Origin of the sequence: Companilactobacillus hulinensis (genome assembly GCF_003946555.1) — a bacterium.
Lineage (GTDB): Bacteria > Bacillota > Bacilli > Lactobacillales > Lactobacillaceae > Companilactobacillus > Companilactobacillus hulinensis.
In genome coordinates, this window is sequence record NZ_RHOO01000002.1 from 150,986 (window position 1) to 169,497 (window position 18,512).

At 35.9% G+C, this 18,512-nt stretch carries 16 protein-coding genes; 15 read left to right on the plus strand and 1 reads right to left on the minus strand.

From position 1 onward, the window contains the following. Positions 1 to 9: 9 nt before the first annotated feature. Genes purM through purD form a run of 4 tightly spaced genes read left to right on the plus strand, consistent with a single transcriptional unit; the run spans position 10 to position 4,418 of the window. Positions 10 to 1,032, plus strand: a complete 1,023-nt coding sequence (purM, locus tag EKM66_RS01940) for a phosphoribosylformylglycinamidine cyclo-ligase (protein WP_125761136.1) — start codon at positions 10 to 12, stop codon at positions 1,030 to 1,032. Continuing rightward, positions 1,032 to 1,631 carry a phosphoribosylglycinamide formyltransferase gene (gene purN, locus EKM66_RS01945; protein WP_125761138.1) on the plus strand — a complete coding sequence of 200 codons (600 nt, stop codon included), beginning with the start codon at positions 1,032 to 1,034 and terminating at the stop codon, positions 1,629 to 1,631. Before purM ends, purN begins: the two co-directional genes overlap by 1 nt. Then, a complete protein-coding gene (gene purH, locus EKM66_RS01950) occupies positions 1,612 to 3,150 on the plus strand; it encodes a bifunctional phosphoribosylaminoimidazolecarboxamide formyltransferase/IMP cyclohydrolase (protein ID WP_125761140.1) in 1,539 nt (512 codons plus the stop codon). Before purN ends, purH begins: the two co-directional genes overlap by 20 nt. Positions 3,151 to 3,161: 11 nt before the next feature. Then, positions 3,162 to 4,418: a phosphoribosylamine--glycine ligase gene (gene purD, locus EKM66_RS01955; RefSeq protein WP_125761142.1), complete on the plus strand. Its 1,257-nt coding sequence runs from the start codon at positions 3,162 to 3,164 to the stop codon at positions 4,416 to 4,418. A gap of 62 nt (positions 4,419 to 4,480) precedes the next feature. Here the strand turns inward: purD and EKM66_RS01960 are convergent, their stop codons facing one another. Further along, positions 4,481 to 5,107 (minus strand): lysophospholipid acyltransferase family protein, encoded by a 627-nt coding sequence (locus tag EKM66_RS01960; RefSeq protein WP_125761144.1) that lies wholly within the window; start codon positions 5,105 to 5,107, stop codon positions 4,481 to 4,483. Between the two features lie 61 nt (positions 5,108 to 5,168). Between EKM66_RS01960 and EKM66_RS01965 the strand changes: the two genes are divergently transcribed. The 11 genes from EKM66_RS01965 to EKM66_RS02015 all read left to right on the plus strand — a co-directional run bounded on the left by EKM66_RS01965 (position 5,169) and on the right by EKM66_RS02015 (position 18,388). Then, the gene (locus EKM66_RS01965) at positions 5,169 to 5,894 is read left to right on the plus strand and encodes a tRNA1(Val) (adenine(37)-N6)-methyltransferase (protein WP_125761146.1); all 726 of its coding nucleotides are present in this window, start codon (positions 5,169 to 5,171) and stop codon (positions 5,892 to 5,894) included. Further along, positions 5,881 to 6,168, plus strand: a complete 288-nt coding sequence (locus tag EKM66_RS01970; RefSeq protein WP_125761148.1) for a GIY-YIG nuclease family protein — start codon at positions 5,881 to 5,883, stop codon at positions 6,166 to 6,168. The genes EKM66_RS01965 and EKM66_RS01970 overlap by 14 nt, the downstream gene beginning before the upstream one ends. Positions 6,169 to 6,291: 123 nt before the next feature. After that, entirely contained in the window at positions 6,292 to 7,080 is a 789-nt protein-coding gene (gene rpsB, locus EKM66_RS01975) for a 30S ribosomal protein S2 (RefSeq protein WP_125761150.1), read from the plus strand. A gap of 69 nt (positions 7,081 to 7,149) precedes the next feature. Continuing rightward, positions 7,150 to 8,025, plus strand: a complete 876-nt coding sequence (gene tsf, locus EKM66_RS01980; protein ID WP_125761153.1) for a translation elongation factor Ts — start codon at positions 7,150 to 7,152, stop codon at positions 8,023 to 8,025. A 165-nt stretch (positions 8,026 to 8,190) separates the two neighbouring features. Further along, positions 8,191 to 8,922: a UMP kinase gene (pyrH, locus tag EKM66_RS01985; protein WP_125761155.1), complete on the plus strand. Its 732-nt coding sequence runs from the start codon at positions 8,191 to 8,193 to the stop codon at positions 8,920 to 8,922. Then, entirely contained in the window at positions 8,915 to 9,472 is a 558-nt protein-coding gene (gene frr, locus EKM66_RS01990; RefSeq protein ID WP_125761157.1) for a ribosome recycling factor, read from the plus strand. The genes pyrH and frr overlap by 8 nt, the downstream gene beginning before the upstream one ends. Positions 9,473 to 9,490: 18 nt before the next feature. Then, the gene (locus tag EKM66_RS01995; RefSeq protein ID WP_125761159.1) at positions 9,491 to 10,234 is read left to right on the plus strand and encodes an isoprenyl transferase; all 744 of its coding nucleotides are present in this window, start codon (positions 9,491 to 9,493) and stop codon (positions 10,232 to 10,234) included. A gap of 14 nt (positions 10,235 to 10,248) precedes the next feature. Then, a complete protein-coding gene (locus tag EKM66_RS02000; protein ID WP_125761161.1) occupies positions 10,249 to 11,043 on the plus strand; it encodes a phosphatidate cytidylyltransferase in 795 nt (264 codons plus the stop codon). 19 nt (positions 11,044 to 11,062) lie between these two features. Continuing rightward, positions 11,063 to 12,331: an RIP metalloprotease RseP gene (rseP, locus tag EKM66_RS02005; protein WP_125761163.1), complete on the plus strand. Its 1,269-nt coding sequence runs from the start codon at positions 11,063 to 11,065 to the stop codon at positions 12,329 to 12,331. Positions 12,332 to 12,343: 12 nt separating this feature from the next. Next, positions 12,344 to 14,050, plus strand: coding sequence for a proline--tRNA ligase (locus EKM66_RS02010; RefSeq protein ID WP_125761165.1), 1,707 nt, complete (start codon positions 12,344 to 12,346; stop codon positions 14,048 to 14,050). A gap of 39 nt (positions 14,051 to 14,089) precedes the next feature. Then, a complete protein-coding gene (locus EKM66_RS02015) occupies positions 14,090 to 18,388 on the plus strand; it encodes a PolC-type DNA polymerase III (protein WP_125761167.1) in 4,299 nt (1,432 codons plus the stop codon). Positions 18,389 to 18,512 lie beyond the last annotated feature (124 nt).

Genomic DNA, 18,512 nt, shown 5'->3' on the forward strand with positions numbered 1-18,512 from the left:
GAGGATATAATGTCGAATCCATATAAGGACGCCGGTGTAAATGTTGAATCTGGATACAAAATATCAAAATTTGTGAAAAACAATATTTCCAGTAATTCCGATAATATTGGAAACTTTGGTGGAATGTATGAAATACCAGAGGGCTACAAGCAGCCGGTTTTGATATCTAGTAATGATGGTGTTGGAACTAAGCTGCTTTTGACGCTTGAAAATAATAAATTGGATACTATTGGTATTGATTGTGTAGCAATGTGTGTAAATGATATTCTCGCTCAAGGAGCCAAACCGTTATATTTTCTAGATTATATTTCAACCGGAAAAGTTGATGGTAAAGTAGAGCAAATTCTGAAAGGTGTCATTGAGGGATGCCATCAGGCTGGTGCTGATCTTATCGGTGGAGAAACAGCTGAAATGCCGGATGTCTATTCCGAAATTAGCTACGATATAGCTGGTTTTTCTGTAGGAATTGCAGAAAAGAGCCAGGTTTTACAGGCAAGTAATGTCAAAACTGGAGATTCTCTAATCGGGATTGCTTCTAGCGGTTTACATTCAAATGGTTATTCGTTGGTTCGAAAAATCTTTTTTAAAGATAATAATTTTAAAATGGATTCTCAGTTGCCAGAATTAACGCATGGAAATCTAGGTGACTATTTATTAGAACCAACTAGAATTTATTCCGATGAGATATTGCCACTTCTAGAGAAAAACTTGGTTCATGGAATTTCCCATATTACTGGTGGTGGATTCTTTGAGAACGTGCCAAGAATGTTCACTGATAAAATTGCTGCACAGATAGACGTTCAAAATTGGAAGATGCCAGAAATATTTGATGCGCTTCAAAAATATGGAAATCTGTCGAAGGCGGATATGTACCATATTTTCAATATGGGATTAGGCCTGGTGCTTGCTGTTTCACCAGATGTTGAACAAGAGGTATTGTCAATTCTAAATGGCAAGACGAAACAAGCATATAGCATTGGAAAAATTATTGAACGTACAGACGAACCTGTTGAATTGTTGGGGGTTGAATAATGAAAGTAGCAATTTTTGCTTCAGGTAATGGAACAAATTTTGAGGCGATAGCTCAATCTGAACAGTTGGCTAATGCTGGCTTAGATATAAAAGTGTTGGTTTGTGATAAACCAGGTGCACCAGTTATTTCTAAAGCACAGAAGCTGGATATTCCAGTATTTATTAATGATTTAAATGATTTTCCAACTAGAGAAGATTATGAGCAGAGAATTGTCGATAAACTGGAACCTCTTGATCTTGATTATATTTTTTTAGCAGGATATATGAGAGTTGTAACAAATGTTCTATTGAGTAGATACCCCAACAAAATAATCAATATTCACCCATCACTATTACCAAAGTTTTCGGGATTAAATGCTATTGAACGTGCTTTTGATTCTGGAGATGATCAGACTGGAGTAACAATTCATTATATTGATGAAGGTGTTGATACTGGTCCGGTGATTTTACAGGAAGTAGTACCAATTTTGAGTTCTGATACTGTTGATACTTTGGAACAGAGAGTTCATGAAAACGAGCACAAAATGTACCTTAAAGTAATTCTTGATTTAATTAAAAACGAAAGCGAGAATAATAATTTTGAAAAAGGCATTGATTAGTGTTTCTGATAAAACTGGAGTCGTTGAATTTGCACAAGGATTGATTAAAAACGGATTCGAAATTATTTCAACTGGTGGAACATATAGAAAGTTACAAGAAAGTGATGTTCCAGTAATTGAAATTGATGAAGTTACTGGTTTTCCAGAAATTCTTGATGGTAGAGTAAAAACATTACACCCTAAGGTACATGCTGGATTACTAGCTAAACGTGATAATCCAGAACACATGAAGACTTTAAAAGAATTAGACATTGATACTATTGATTTGGTTTGTGTTAATTTATATCCATTCAAAGAAACAATTTCAAAACCAGATGTTACTACCCCTGAAGCAATTGAACAGATTGATATTGGTGGTCCATCAATGATTCGTTCTGCATCGAAGAATTACCAAAGTGTCTATGTTGTTGTTGATCAGAAAGATTATGAAGATGTATTAGCTCACATTGCCAATAATGGAGATGCTAATTATCGCCAATTGTTGGCTGCAAAAGCTTTTAGACATACAGCACAATATGACAGTATTATTGCCGGATATTTATCAAGACTTAACGGTGAAGAATTCCCTGATGTAGAGACATTATCGTATGATTTCCAACAACCTCTAAGATATGGTGAAAATTCACATCAAAAAGCAGCGTTTTATCGTAGTTCGTTACCTTCAAAATATTCAATAGCTTCAGCTAAACAATTGCATGGTAAGGAATTATCATTCAATAATATTAAAGATGCTGATGCCGCACTAAGAATTGTTGCTGACTTTGAGGAACCTTGTGTTGCAGCTCTGAAACATATGAATCCATGTGGTGTTGGTGTGGATGATGAGTGTATTTATAAGGCTTGGCAAAAAGCTTACAGTGCAGATAAGATTTCCATTTTTGGTGGAATCATTGCATTTAATCGTGAAGTTACTGCAAAGGTTGCAGAAGAACTACACAAAATATTCCTAGAAATTGTTATTGCCCCTAGTTTTACAGACGAAGCTTTAGAAATCTTGGAATCAAAGAAGAATATACGTCTGCTAACCTTGGACTTTACTGAAGCAAAAAATGCTGATAAACATGAATATGTTTCAGTAATGGGTGGGTTATTAGTTCAAGAACGAGATACAGTAGTTGATAGTATTGATGATTTTGAAGTTGTAACTGAAAAACAACCTACTGAAGATGAAATCAAGGCCTTGTTATTCGGTCAAAAAGTGGTTAAACACGTAAAAAGTAATGCAATTATTATTTCAACAACGGATCAAACTCTTGGTGTTGGAGCAGGGCAAATGAATCGTATTGGTTCTGTAAAAATTTCAATTGAGCAGGAAGAAACTGGTGACAAACGCCTACCATTGGTAATGGCATCAGATGCGTTCTTCCCAATGGATGATTGTGTTGAATTTGCTGCTGAACATGGAGTAACGGCAATTATTCAACCAGGTGGTTCAATCCATGATCAGGATTCAATCGATATGGCAAATAAATATGGAATTTCGATGATCTGTACTGGCAGACGTCATTTTAAACACTAGTGAGGTGTCAGATGAAAATTTTAGTAGTTGGTTCTGGCGCACGTGAACACGCAATTTGTAATGCGATGTCTTCTATTAAAAACAATATTTTTTGTGCTCCCGGAAATGATGGGATGAAACTTTCAGGCATAAACACCGTTCCTATAGAAGAAATGGCATTTGATGAATTAGTAAATTTTGCGATCGCTGAGAATATTGCCTATACAATTGTTGGTCCTGAAGCACCCTTAGTTGCAGGAATTGTAGATTTTTTTGAAGCTCACGGGTTGAAAATATTTGGTCCTAATAAAAATGCTGCTCAAATTGAGGGTTCTAAATCATTTACAAAGAAATTGCTGAAATTGGCCAATATACCAACTGCCAATTATCAAGAATTCTTTGATTATAATGAGGCAAACAAATTCTTGAAGAGTAAAGAAACAAATTACCCAATTGTTGTAAAGGCTGATGGTCTGGCTAGTGGTAAAGGTGTTTATATAGTGCATGACTTTTCTGAAGGACACAAAATAATTTCAAATTTATTAAAGGATCATAAATTTGAAACTGATAAAGTTGTTATTGAAGAGTTTTTGGATGGAGAAGAATTTTCTCTGATGGCTTTTGTAAATAATGGCAAGTATTATCCGATGCCTATTGCTCAGGATTATAAAAAACTTTGTGAGAATGATGAAGGTCCTAACACTGGTGGTATGGGCGCGGTTTGTCCAGTTCAAAATATTTCGGACTCTACATATCAATTGGCAGTCGATAAGGTTATCAAGCCGTTTGTTGAAACATTAGCCGAAGAAAATATTAGATATACCGGTATTCTCTACGCTGGTTTAATTAAGACTATTAACGGAATAAAGGTTATTGAATTTAATGTTAGATTTGGCGATCCGGAAACTGAGGTTGTTTTACCTAGGCTTAAAAACAATCTGTCTGAAGTTATCTTTTCAATTTTGAATGATGATGATCCAGAAATTGAATGGGACGATGATGGCATCAACTTAGGAGTATTTGTTTCTAGTAAAGGATATCCTGAGAAACCTATACTCAACAGTGATTTGGGAACGGTAGAATCGTTTGAAAATGTTGATTGCAGATTAAATTTTGCTAGTGTGGTTCAGCAAAACGAGTCATTATACAGCAATGGTGGTCGCTTATATTTATTAAGTGATCATGCTGATTCATTGATTGATGCACAGGAAAAATTATATTCAGAATTTAAAAAATTAAATACAGAGAACGTTTTTTATCGTAAAGATATCGGTAAAAATTCTATTTAAATTAAAAGATGGCTGTGAACATTAAGTTCACAACCATCTTTTTTCGTGTAATAATCTATTAGTTATTTCTTTTTAACGGGTGGAATATATTTGAAGTCTGGATCAATTTTCTTATCTATTTGATTCCAAGCTATTTCCATATCATCATTAACTTGTTTAGTTTGTTTCTCATCCAATTTTGCTTTGAAGTCAAAATCGATTTCTGGACCCACGCCAATTGTTATTTGCTTATGCTTGAGTAATCCACCGAAAGTCAATGGCCCTTGATATACGAAGGGAACCAGTGGTGCTTTTGACAATTTAGCAATCAAAGATGCTCCACCTTTGAGATCTTCGGAATATCTTGTTCCTGATGGGAACATAATCAAAACTTGTCCTTTCTTTTTAAGAGCCTTAACAGGAGTCTTGATTACAGATGGTCCGGGATGTTTTCTATCAACTGGAAATGCATGTGAATGAACTAGAATATATCTGAGAATGGGATTCTTAAATAATTCGATTTTTGCCATAAAAGTTGCTTCACGTGGAGCAATTGCTAACGCAAAGAAAACTGGCTCCCACCAATTCCTATGTGGAGCAACGATGATGAAGGGTTTGTCGGGTAAGTTTTCTTTACCCACTATTTTGTATCTGCCGTTTAATACCCATACTATGAAGCGAGCAACGACACGGATAAATTTATAAAACATTAATTATCATTCTCCCCAAAATAATTTTCACTTTATTAAAATACCATAAAGCAGGTGTCATATGTCTAATATTTACAAAGATGTAATTTCCAATAGTGGAATTACGATTAATCAAAATAAAGATTTATATTCATTTAACCTAGATACTATTCTACTGTATAATTTTGCCAAAGTTGTAAAAAAAGGAAAAATAGTTGACTTGTGCTCTGGTAACGGTGCGATTGGATTAAGCTTAGCATCTAAAACTAAAGCACATATTTATCTTGTTGAGCTACAAAAGGAATTGTCACATTTAGCGGAAACTAGCATCTTAGACAATGATTTGACTGATCAGGTTACAAGTATCAATGATGGTATAAAAAATGTTCAGAGGCATCTTCATCATGATTCTATCGATATGATTGTTTGCAATCCACCTTATTTTACTTCAAAAGAATCGACACACATAAAAAATAACCCGGTATTGGCGATTGCACGACACGAAATTAAAACGGATTTGAGTGAAGTTATTTATAGTATAAAAGTTTTGCTCAAGGAAAATTCTCATGCATACATTGTGTATCGTCCAGATAGATTGAGTGAACTATTCAATGTTATGTCAGAACAAAAAATACAGCCTAAGCGAATTAAGTTCGTTCGGTCGCACAATGATGATAATGCTAACTTAGTATTGGTTGATGCAATCAAAACAGTGAAAACTGCATCGTTGGTAGTTGAACCAGATCTTGTTATGTATAACGGAGATCAACTAAGTTCGGAGGCAAAAAAGATAATTGAAGGATTATAGTGATTATTACGTTTATATTTTATTGTGCTCCGATAAAACTTTTTACATTGGAACAAGCAATGATGTTGAAAAGAGAGTCGCAACACACAATGCAGGAAAGGGAGCAAAGTATACTAAGACTCGTCGTCCCGTTAAACTGATGTACTTTGAAAATCTTCATGATAAGTCCGAAGCGTTGCGACGTGAGATTGAATTGAAAAAGTATAGTCGGGCAAAAAAAGAATCTTTTTTGCAAAGTATGGGAATTAATTGGCGCGATTTCTTGATTTCGTAGAGATATTCCCTTATAATATTTTCTTGTATTGAATACACACACTTAACGATTCAATTGTTGGTGCGCTAACGCGTCTCAATTGAACACGACTTAAGTGGAGGTAAAAACCAGGAGGAATTTTTTATGTCAGTTATTTCTATGAAACAACTACTTGAAGCCGGTGTACATTTTGGACACCAAACAAGACGTTGGAACCCTAAGATGAAGCCATTTATCTTTACACAAAGAAATGGTATTTATATCATCGATTTACAAAAAACAGTTCGCATGATCGACGATGCCTACAACTATATGAAGGCTGTTGCCGGTGATGATGGTATCTTCTTATTTGTTGGTACTAAGAAACAAGCACAAGATGCTATTGAAGAAGAAGCTACACGTGCTGGTCAATACTACGTTAACCACCGTTGGTTAGGTGGTACTTTGACTAACTGGAACACTATCCAAAAACGTATTAAGAGATTAAAGGATATCAAAGCAATGGCAGAAGACGGTACTTTCGAACGTCTTCCTAAGAAAGAAGTTGCTTTGCTTACAAAACAACAAGCTAAGTTAGAGAAGTTCCTTGGTGGTATCGAAGATATGCCAAGAATCCCTGATGTTATGTTCATTGTTGACCCTCACAAGGAAAACATTGCTGTTAACGAAGCTAAGAAGCTTAACATTCCTATCGTAGCTATGGTTGATACTAATACAGACCCTGATGACATTGATGTTATCATCCCTTCAAATGATGATGCTATCCGTGCCGTTCGCCTAATTGTTTCTAAGATGGCTGATGCTATCGTTGAAGGTAAACAAGGTGAAGAATCAGTTGCTGCTGATGATTTTGCTAAAGATGACAAAGCTGCATCAGATGACAAATCAATCGAAGATGTTGCTGAATCTACTGATAATGGTAACGAAAACTAAAAATTAAAATAGTTATGAATAGAGTCATCTGAGTAAGATGGCTTTATTTATACGACTGGAGGATATTTCATGGCTAAAATTACTGCTGCTCAAGTTAAAGAATTACGTGATAAGACAAGCGTTGGTATGATGGATGCTAAAAAAGCATTGGTTGCTGCTGATGGTGATATGCAAAAGGCTATCGACGAACTTCGTGAAAAAGGTATTGCTAAGGCTGCCAAGAAGAATGGTCGTATTGCTGCTGAAGGTTTAGCAGAGATCGTTATTGATGGCAACAAAGCTGCTATCTACGAAGTAAACTCAGAAACTGACTTTGTTTCATCAAATGATAAGTTCAAAGATCTTGTTGCTAAGATCGGTAAAGCACTTGTTGAAGGTGAACCAAAGACTATGGACGAGGCATTGGCACTTAAAGCTGGTGACGAAACAATCAACGACGCTATCACTGGTTTGACAGCTGTTATTGGTGAGAAGATCACTTTGAGACGTTTCCAAATCGTTGAAAAGAGTGATTCACAAGTGTTCGGTTCATACCTACACAATGGTGGTTTGATTGCTGCACTTACTGTTCTTGATGGTTCAGATAATGATGCTGCTAAGGACGTTGCTATGCACGTTGCTGCTATCAACCCAACATACCTTAACCGTGATGCTGTTCCTGCAGATGTTTTGGAACACGAAAAGAAAGTATTTACTGAAGAAACAAAAGCTGAAGGCAAGCCAGAAAAGATTATTCCAAGAATCGTTGAAGGCCGTCTAAACAAATACTTGTCAGAAATTAGTTTGGCTGATCAAGAGTTTGTTAAGGATTCAGATATGACTGTTCAACAATATGTTGAATCAAAGAAGAGCTCACTTGTATCTTACGTTCGTTTTGAAGTCGGCGAAGGTATCGAAAAAGCTCAAGATAACTTTGTTGATGAAGTTATGAACCAAATCAAATAGTTATTAATTTTTTTAGAGGGGATCGCTTAATTCATTTGAATTAAACGATCTTTTCTTGTATATAGGATAATTTGCACCAAATTTTGTGTAAAATTAACTATTATTACAATCTATGGTATACGATTATGTTAAAATGTTTAGTAGCAAAATTAAAGGAGAGTACTTATGCCTGATATCAAGTATAAAAGAATTATATTAAAAGTTTCCGGTGAAGCATTAGCTGGTGAAAAAGGATTTGGAATTAATCCTCCAGTTATCAAAAAGATTGCTGAACAGATCAAGAGTGTTCATGATCTTGGAGTACAAATTGCTATCGTCTGTGGTGGTGGTAACATCTGGCGTGGTGAAACAGGTGCTGAAATGGGAATGGACCGTGCACAAGCTGACTATATGGGTATGATGGCCACTGTAATGAACGGTTTAGCTTTACAAGATGGTTTGGAACAATTGGATGTTCCAACACGTGTACAGACTTCAATTGAAATGAGACAGGTTGCAGAGCCTTACATTAGAAGAAAGGCTGTAAGACATCTTGAAAAGGGTCGTGTAGTTATTTTTGCTGGTGGTACTGGTAATCCATACTTCTCAACAGATACAACTTCAGTATTACGTGCTGCTGAAATAGAAGCTGATGTAATTTTGATGGCTAAGAATAATGTAGATGGTGTTTATTCAGCAGATCCTAAGAAGGATCCAAATGCTAAGAAATATGATGAGTTATCACAACTTGATATTATCAATAAGAACCTTGGTGTAATGGACTCAACTGCTTCTTCATTATCAATGGATAACAACATTCCATTGGTTGTGTTCAATCTAAATGAACCAGAAAATATTAAAAAGGTTGTTCAAGGTGAAAACATTGGAACAATCATAAAGGGTGGTAGTAATGACTAATAGTGCAATTTCTAAAGCTCAAGAGAACATGACTAAGTCAATTGATGTTTTGAGAAAAGAATTGGCTAATATTCGTGCTGGTAAGGCAAATGCCTCAATTTTGAGCAATGTTAAAGTTGAATATTATGGAACAGACGTCCCATTGAATCAAGTTGCTTCAATCAACATTCCTGAAGCTCGTGTTTTATTGATTACTCCTTATGACAAATCATCTTTGGATGCAATTGAACATTCAATCAATTCTTCTGATTTGGGCTTGAACCCTGCTAATGACGGTAATGTTATTAGATTGGTTATCCCACAACTTACTGGTGAACGTCGTCAAGAAATCGCCAAACAAGTTGGTAAAGAAGCTGAAGAAACACGTATTGCTGTTCGTAATGTCAGACGTGATGCCATGGATGATATTAAGAAACAACAAAAGAACAGTGATATTACTGAAGACGACTTGCATGACTTAGAAAAACAAGTACAAAAAGTTACTGATAAAGCAGTTGCAGATATTAATGAAATTGCAGCAGCCAAAGAAAAGGAAATCACTGAAGGGTAACCTTTGGAGTAATGATTTATGACAGAGACTAAAAATAGTAACTTAAGCTCTGACTTAAGGGTTCCAGAACATATCGCAATTATTATGGATGGTAATGGTAGATGGGCCAAACGTAGTGGTCAACCTCGTATTGCTGGACATAAAGAAGGTATGAACAATGTCAAACGGATAGCTACTTCTGCAAGCCACATGGGGGTTAAAGTTCTTAGCCTTTATGCATTTTCAACTGAAAATTGGAGTAGACCTAGTAAGGAAGTCAACTTCCTTATGCGCTTACCTGTTGACTTTTTTGGAACATTTATGCCAGATTTAATTAAAGAAAATATCAAAGTATTAGTGACTGGTTTTACCGAACATTTACCTGATAAGACAAAGAAAGTTGTCTTTAAGGCCATGGATGACACGAAGGACAATACCGGTATGGTATTGAACTTTGCATTCAATTATGGTGGACGTGCTGAAATTGTTAATGCAGCAAAAAATTTGGCAAAACAAGCAGTTGATGGTTCAATTAGTCCAGACGACATCGACGATAAATTATTCGCAGATCAACTCTTAACTAGTCCTTTGGGAAGTTTGGCTGATCCTGATTTGTTGATCAGAACTAGTGGTGAAGAACGAATTTCTAATTTCTTATTATGGCAATTAGCATATTCAGAGATGGTATTCGATAAAACATACTGGCCTGATTTTACAGCGGATAATTTGGCTGAGGATATTAAAATTTATAATGACCGTGATCGTCGCTTCGGTGCGATTTAATTTGGGGGAAGAATATGAAACAACGTGTAATAACGGCTGTCATTGCATTGGCAATCTTCATTCCAATTCTGCTGGCTGGTGGAGTTTGGCTTGAAATTGCTGCGGCAGTATTAGCATCAATTGGTATATTTGAAATATACATTATGCGAAAAAGAATTATTGTTTCAATGGATTTTTTGATTACAATTTTAGGAACATTAGCTATTGCAGTTCCACTGAACTTTTATAAGGGTTGGTTACCAGATAGCTTCACACGTTTAGACGTATTCTACGTTTTTGCCGTGTTATTGCTATTGATCACCGTATTTTCGAAGAACAAATTTAACTTTGAAGATGTTGGTGTATCTGTGGTATCAATGATTTATATCGGTACCGGATTCCATTATCTGGCTTCTGTTAGAAATTCTTCTGGCGGATTTGCATTGCTTATGTATGCCTTAATAGTTGTTTGGTCAACAGATATATTTGCTTATCAATTCGGTCGTAAGATTGGTAAACATAAGTTGTGGCCTGCAATCAGTCCTAACAAGACATGGGAAGGTACAATTGGTGGTGTTGTATCAGCCTTGGTATTATCAGGTATCTATGTATACTTTGTACCACAGGCATATTCATTAACCACTATGCTCATGATTTCATTTGTTCTTTCAGCATTCGGGCAACTTGGAGATTTAATTGAATCAGCTTATAAGAGATTCTATAAAGTAAAGGATTCTGGAAATATTTTACCGGGTCATGGTGGAATTTTGGACAGATTTGACAGTATGTTAATTGTCTTACCTTTGTTACACATTTTTGGCCTAGTTTAGGCGATTCGTGGAGGTTAAAATGACCGCGATAATAACGTTTATCATTGTTTTTGGAATATTGGTAATTGTTCATGAGTTTGGACATTACTATGCTGCAAAAAAATCTGGAATCTTAGTTCGTGAATTTTCTGTCGGAATGGGTCCTAAAATTTTTGCTTACCGTAAAAATAGTACTACTTACACATTGAGACTATTGCCACTAGGTGGTTATGTCAGAATGGCCGGTGCACAAGAAGACGATTCTGATATTCAGCCTGGTACTATGGCCTCTTTGGTTTTAAATGACGCAAGAAAAGTTGTTAAAATTATTACATCCAGTAAGGTGTATGATCCTAATGGTGTTCCAGTTCAAATATCTAAGTCGGATTTGATTGATGATTTAACTATTGAAGGATACGAAAATGGTGATGAATCAGAAATTAAAACTTACTCAGTAGATCATGATGCAACGATTGTTGAAGAAGACGGTACAGAGGTACAAATTGCACCTCGAGATGTCCAATTACAATCAGTATCTGTTTGGAAGCGTATGATCACTAATTTTGCTGGACCATTTAATAATTTTATATTGGCGATTGTTTGTGCTATTTTGGCTGCATTCATGATGAATGGAGTTGGAAGTGGATCTAATCAACTTGGTGAGATCCAGAGTGGTAGTGCTGCTGCAAGGGCGGGATTAAAAGCAAATGACACAATTCTAGAAGTAAATGATCACAAAACTAGTTCTTGGACAACTTTGTCAGAAAATATTCAAAAAAATCCAGGCAAGAAGATAACACTTAAAGTGAAGTCTGGAAATAAAGTTTCAACTGTTAAACTAATTCCGAAGACAATTAAATCCTCTGGTCAAAAATATGGTCAAATTGGTATTATTCAAAAACGAGATTATAGTTTAGGCGCTAAGATTAAATTTGGTTTTACGTATAGTTGGCAAACAACCGTACAAATTCTTCACGTATTAGGTAAAATGGTAACTGGCGGATTTAGTATTAATCAATTATCTGGTCCAGTTGGTATTTATTCAATGACGTCTCAAGTATCCTCGCAAGGATTGTTGAGTATCGTCTTATTCATGTCAATGCTTTCAATGAATTTGGGAATAGTTAATTTAATTCCAATTCCGGCACTTGATGGTGGTAAGATTTTGTTGAATATTGTTGAAGCAATAAGAAGAAAGCCACTACCGGAAGAATACGAAAATGTCATAACATTAATTGGGGTCGGCATTTTGGTTCTTTTGATGGTTGCTGTAACGTGGAATGATATCCAACGTTTCTTCATAAAATAGGGGGATAAAAATTTGAAACAATCAAAACTGTATATTCCAACATTGAAGCAAACTCCTTCAGATGCTGAGGCTATTAGTCATCAGTTGATGTTGAGAGCTGGCTATGTAAGACAGGTTTCTGCTGGTATTTACAGTTACTTACCATTAGCATGGTCTGTAATTCGTAAAATTGAAGATATGATCCGTAAAGAAAATGACAAGATCGATGCCGCTGAAATGCGCATGCCTGCCATTATTCCAGCTGACTTATGGAAAGCCAGTGGTCGTTATGAACCTTATGGACAAACATTGTTTAAGGTTAATGACCGTCATGATAGAGAATTCATTTTAGGACCTACTCATGAAGAAACATTTACAAGTGTTGTTAAAGAAAGTTTAAATAGTTACAAGAAGCTTCCTATTATTTTGTATCAAATGCAAATGAAATATCGTGATGAAGATCGTCCACGTTATGGTCTATTACGTGGTAGAGAATTCGATATGTATGATGCATATTCATTTACAGCAAATAAAGATCAACTTGATGTTATTTTTAATCAAATGGAACAACTATATAGAAACATTTTTGATCTTTGTGGATTAGACTATCGCTCAATTATCGGTGATGCTGGTGCCATGGGTGGAACAGATTCTAAGGAATTCTCTGCCATTGCTGATATTGGTGAAGATACTATTGCTTATTCAGATGGTAGTGATTATTCTGCTAACTTGGAAATGGCTGCAAGTAAGTTGCCAGATAACCCACAAGCAGAACACAAGACAGCTGAATTAGTTGATACTCCAGATGTTCATACTATTGATACCTTGGCTTCATTGTTGAAGGTCGAATCTTCAACAATCATGAAGGCTGTTGCATATATGGCTGATGAAAAGCCTGTATTAGTAATGATTCGTGGAGATTATGAAGTTAATGACGTTAAAGTTAAGAACTACTTAGGAGTAGACTTTTTAAATGAAGCTACCCCTGAAGAAGTTGTAAATATCTTTAAGAGTGTTCCAGGATTCATCGGACCAAAGGGTGTTGCTGATGATGTTCAAGTATTATTTGATAGTTCACTTGAAGGATTAACTAACTTTGTTGTTGGTCCTAATCAAGCTGACAAACATCTGATCAATGCTAACTTTGAAGATATTACAGATGAAACACCAACGTTTAGAGACTTCCGTGTTGTTAAAGAGGGAGAAATGTCACCAGATGGACATGGCACGATCAAGTTTACTCGTGGTATTGAAATCGGACATATTTTCAAACTTGGTACTAAGTTCTCAAAGGCACTTGGTGCAAACTTCTTGGATGAAAATGGTAAGTCCAATCCATTGATCATGGGTTGTTATGGAATTGGTATTTCACGTCTGTTGTCAGCAATTATTGAACAACATAACGATGAGAACGGTATTATTTGGCCAGTTGCATTAGCTCCATATCAAGTGCATGTTGTTCCTATTAAGTACAACAATGATGTTCAAGGTAAGTTAAGTGATGAAATTGTTGAATTATTACAAGACGAAGGATACGATGTTCTACTTGATGATCGTAAAGAACGTCCTGGTGTTAAATTCGCAGATTCAGATCTTATGGGTATGCCTATCAGAATTACAGTTGGTAAGAAGGCTGCTGATGGTATAGTTGAATTGAAGATCAGAAGTACTGGAGAAACAATTGAAGTAAGTAAAGATGAATTGGTAAATTCAGTAAAAATATTGCTTAAGAATCAGTAATGAGGCTTAAGCCTTTTTTTATTTGTTGAAGGGTAAGTTATGTCTGATAAAAATCAACTTTTTAAAATTTTAATTAAACAAATCAAACTGGATAATTTATTGGAATCTGATGAGTTATTCGCTAATGCAAAATTAGACAAACTAGAAGTACATAAGAAGTCACGTCGTTGGACCTTTTTCTTTGATTTTGATGATGTTATTCCGTTCAATGACTTTCAAGTATTTGTTGCATCGTTGAAAGAAGGATTTGACGGAATTGCAACTGTGGATTTCAATATTCATACAGAATCCCCTCAATTGGATGAGAAGAACATACGTGAATATTGGAATTATGTATTGGAAAACTGTGAAGAGCGCTCCCCGGTTGTTTCGCAACTTATGAGTCAAAATCCGCCAAAATCTGAAAACGGTCAAGTCTTTCTAACTGTTTCAAACGGATTTATTGCTGACTTTATGGATGGAAAATTAATTTCTAGTTTACAAGATGCGTATACATCCTTGGGTTTTCCATCATTTAAGATTCGTGTCGATGTTGATGAAGCTAAAGGGCAAGAAAAAGCACAAGCACTTGAAGCTGCTAAGCAAGAAGAAACAAAACATTTTCAAGCTCAAGCACAGGAAGTTAGTCAAAAGCGTGCTAAGAAACCCGCCGGGAATGTTGTAAAAATTGGACGTAAAATTCCTGATGATGCAGAAATAACTCAAATGGTTGATATTACTGAAGAAGATAGAAACAAAGTTGTTGAAGGTCATATCTTTGATAAGGATGTTAAAAAGCTCAAATCTGGTCGTTCATTATTATTATTGAAGGTTACAGATTATACTTCTTCATTCAGTGTTAAAAAATTCTCGAATGGTGAAGATGATGAGGCTTTCTTTGATAATTTAGACAGTGGAGCATGGATTCGTGCTCGTGGTAGTGTTCAAGAAGACAACTTCTCACGTGAATTATCAATTATGGCAAATGATATCATGGTCATCAAACACGCTGGACGCAAGGATAATGCTGAAGAAGACAATAAACGTATCGAACTTCATGCTCATACGAATATGAGTCAAATGGATGCTATTCCAAGTGCAACTGATTTGATCAAGCGTGCTAGTGAATGGGGACAACCTGCAATTGCAATTACTGATCATCGTGCACTTCAGGCTTTCCCAGAAGCATATAGTGCTGGGCAAAAGTATGGTGTCAAAATCGGTTATGGCGTTGAAATTGATCTAGTTGATGAAGGAAATCCAATTGCATATAATTTGCGAGACGAAGAATTGAATCCTGCGGAATACGTTATTTTTGATGTTGAAACAACTGGGTTGTCAGCCGTTTATGACAGTATTATTGAACTTGCCGCAACCAAGATGAAGGATGGGGAAGTAGTGGATTCTTTTGATGAGTTCATTAATCCTGGTCATCCTTTATCTGAGTTTACGACTAGTTTGACAAGCATTACAGATGATATGGTTCAAAATGCTCCTGATGAAAAAACAATTATTCAAAAATTTATGTATTTTGTTGGAAATGATATTCTAGCTGGACATAACGTTACTTTTGATATTGGATTTTTGAATTCTGCTTTGACTAGAATGGGTAGAGATAGGATCTCGGTACCAGTTATCGATACTCTAGAAATGTCTCGTACATTGCATTCAGAGTATCGCAATCACAAACTAGATTCATTAGCAAAACGATACAATATTGTTTTGGAACACCATCACCGTGCTAACGCCGATGCTGAAACAACTGGATATTTGATGTATAAGTTGTTCGATGAGATGGAAGATAAGTTCCAAATTACTAATGTTGAGCAATTAAATGATCATGTTGGTGGTGAAGAGGCCTATAAGCAGGCACGTCCAAGCCATGCCATTTTGATTGCTAAGACACAAGCTGGATTGAAGAATATGTTCAAAATCGTTTCCTATGGAATGACTGAATATTATTATCGAACAGCACGTGTTCCGAGAAGATTATTGAACAAGTATCGTGAAGGAATCTTGGTAGGTTCTGCATGTAAGGATGGAGAAGTCTTCAATACTATGATGCAAAAGGGGTATGAAGATACTCGTGAACTTGCTCAATACTATGATTATCTTGAAGTTATGCCTAAACCTGTGTATCAACATTTGCTTGATGCCAAGTTGATAAAAGATGAAGCAGGTCTTGAAGAGATTCTTAAAAATATTATTAAATTAGGTAAGGAATTGAATAAGCCAGTTGTTGCAACTGGTGATGTTCATTATCTTGACCCTCATGATAAGATTTACCGAGAAATAGTTATCAAGGCTGTTAAGAGTAATCCATTAGCGCGTCAGGAATTACCTGATGTGCAATTTAGAACTACTGACGAGATGTTTGATGAATTTGATTTCTTGGATAAAGATACTGAACAAGAGATTATTGTTGATAATCCTAAGAAGATCATGGATGAAATTGATGAGATTTCTCCTGTTAAAGATAAACTCTATACTCCTAAAATGGAGGGTGCCGAAGATGAAATTCGTAGTTTGACTATGAACAAGGCACATGAATTGTATGGTGAGAAGCTCCCTGAAATTGTTCAAGAACGTATGGATAAGGAGCTCAAGAGTATTATTGGTAATGGGTTCTCCGTTATTTATTTAATTTCTCAACGTTTGGTTTATAAATCTAATAAAGATGGATATTTGGTTGGCTCCCGTGGTTCCGTTGGTTCAAGTTTCGTTGCTACAATGACTGGTATTACTGAAGTTAATCCATTGCCACCACATTATCGTTGTCCTAAATGTAAATATTCTGAATTCTTTACTAAAGGTGAAGTTGGTTCTGGTTTTGACTTACCTGACAAAAAGTGTCCAAAGTGTGGAACTGAGTTGAAAAAAGATGGACAGGATATTCCTTTTGAGACTTTCTTAGGTTTCAAAGGGGACAAAGTTCCTGATATTGATTTGAACTTCTCAGGTGATTATCAACCAGTAGCACATAATTATACAAAGGTACTTTTTGGTGAAGACCATGTTTTCCGTGCCGGTACTATTGGTACAATTGCTGATAGAACAGCTTTCGGATATGTTAAGAATTATGAGGAACTAACTGGACAGCAGATTCGTAATGCCGAAGAAGAACGACTTGCAATGGGTTCGACTGGTGTCAAAAGAACCACCGGTCAACACCCGGCTGGTATTATCGTTGTTCCAGATTATATGGATATTTTTGATTTCACGCCGATTCAATATCCGGCTGACGATCAAAATGCTGCATGGAAAACGACTCATTTTGATTTCCATTCTATCCATGACAATATCTTGAAATTGGATATTCTGGGTCATGATGATCCAACTATGATTCGTACATTACAGGATTTGTCAGGAATTGATCCATTGACTATCCCAGTTGATGATCCTGAAGTTATGGAATTATTCCGTAGTACGAAGTCATTAGGTGTAACACCTGAACAAATCTTCTCTAAAACTGGTACTTTAGGAGTTCCAGAATTTGGTACGAGATTTGTTCGTGGAATGTTAGAGAAAACACATCCAACGACATTTGCTGAATTGCTACAGATCTCAGGACTGTCACATGGTACTGATGTATGGCTAGGCAATGCCGAGGAATTAATTGATCAGGGCGTTGTTACTCTTAAGGAAGTTATCGGTTGTCGTGATAATATCATGATGGATTTGATCCACTGGGGTATGAAATCACAGACTGCCTTCCAAATTATGGAGCATGTTCGTAAGGGACGTGGTATTCCTGATGAATGGAAACAAGAAATGAAGGATGCTGATGTTCCGCAATGGTATATTGAATCTTGTTTGAAGATCAAGTACATGTTCCCTAAGGCGCATGCCACTGCCTATATTCTTATGGCGTTGCGAATTGCTTACTTCAAAGTTCATTATCCGTTATACTATTACAGTGCTTACTTCTCTGTTCGTGCTGATGATTTTGATCTTGTTGCAATGACAACTGGTAAAGATGCCGTTAAGAATGCAATGAAAGAAATTAATGATAAAGGTATGGATGCTTCTACTAAAGAAAAGAATTTATTAACTGTTTTGGAATTAGCTAATGAATGTCTAGAACGTGATTTCAAAATAAAAATGGTTGACCTTGAAAAATCAGATGCGTTTGAATTTAAGATCATCGATGACAAAACGTTGTTGGCACCATTCAACGCTATCCCTGGTTTGGGTGATAATGTTGCCAAGCAAATCGTTGCCGCCCGTGAAGAACAGCCTTTCTTATCAAAAGAAGACTTGTCAACTCGTGGTAAAGTTTCCAAAACTATTGTCGAATATATGACTGAAAATCATGTTTTGGATGGGATGCCTGATGAAAATCAGCTCTCTCTCTTTTAGCCTCAAGCGTTAGAGGTTGCTTTAAATGTCAATATATGTTAAATTAACTACTAGTTAATTATTGATTAATGAGTGAGCAGAGATGCTCACTCTTTTTATTGCCGATTACTTTGGAGGAGAATTT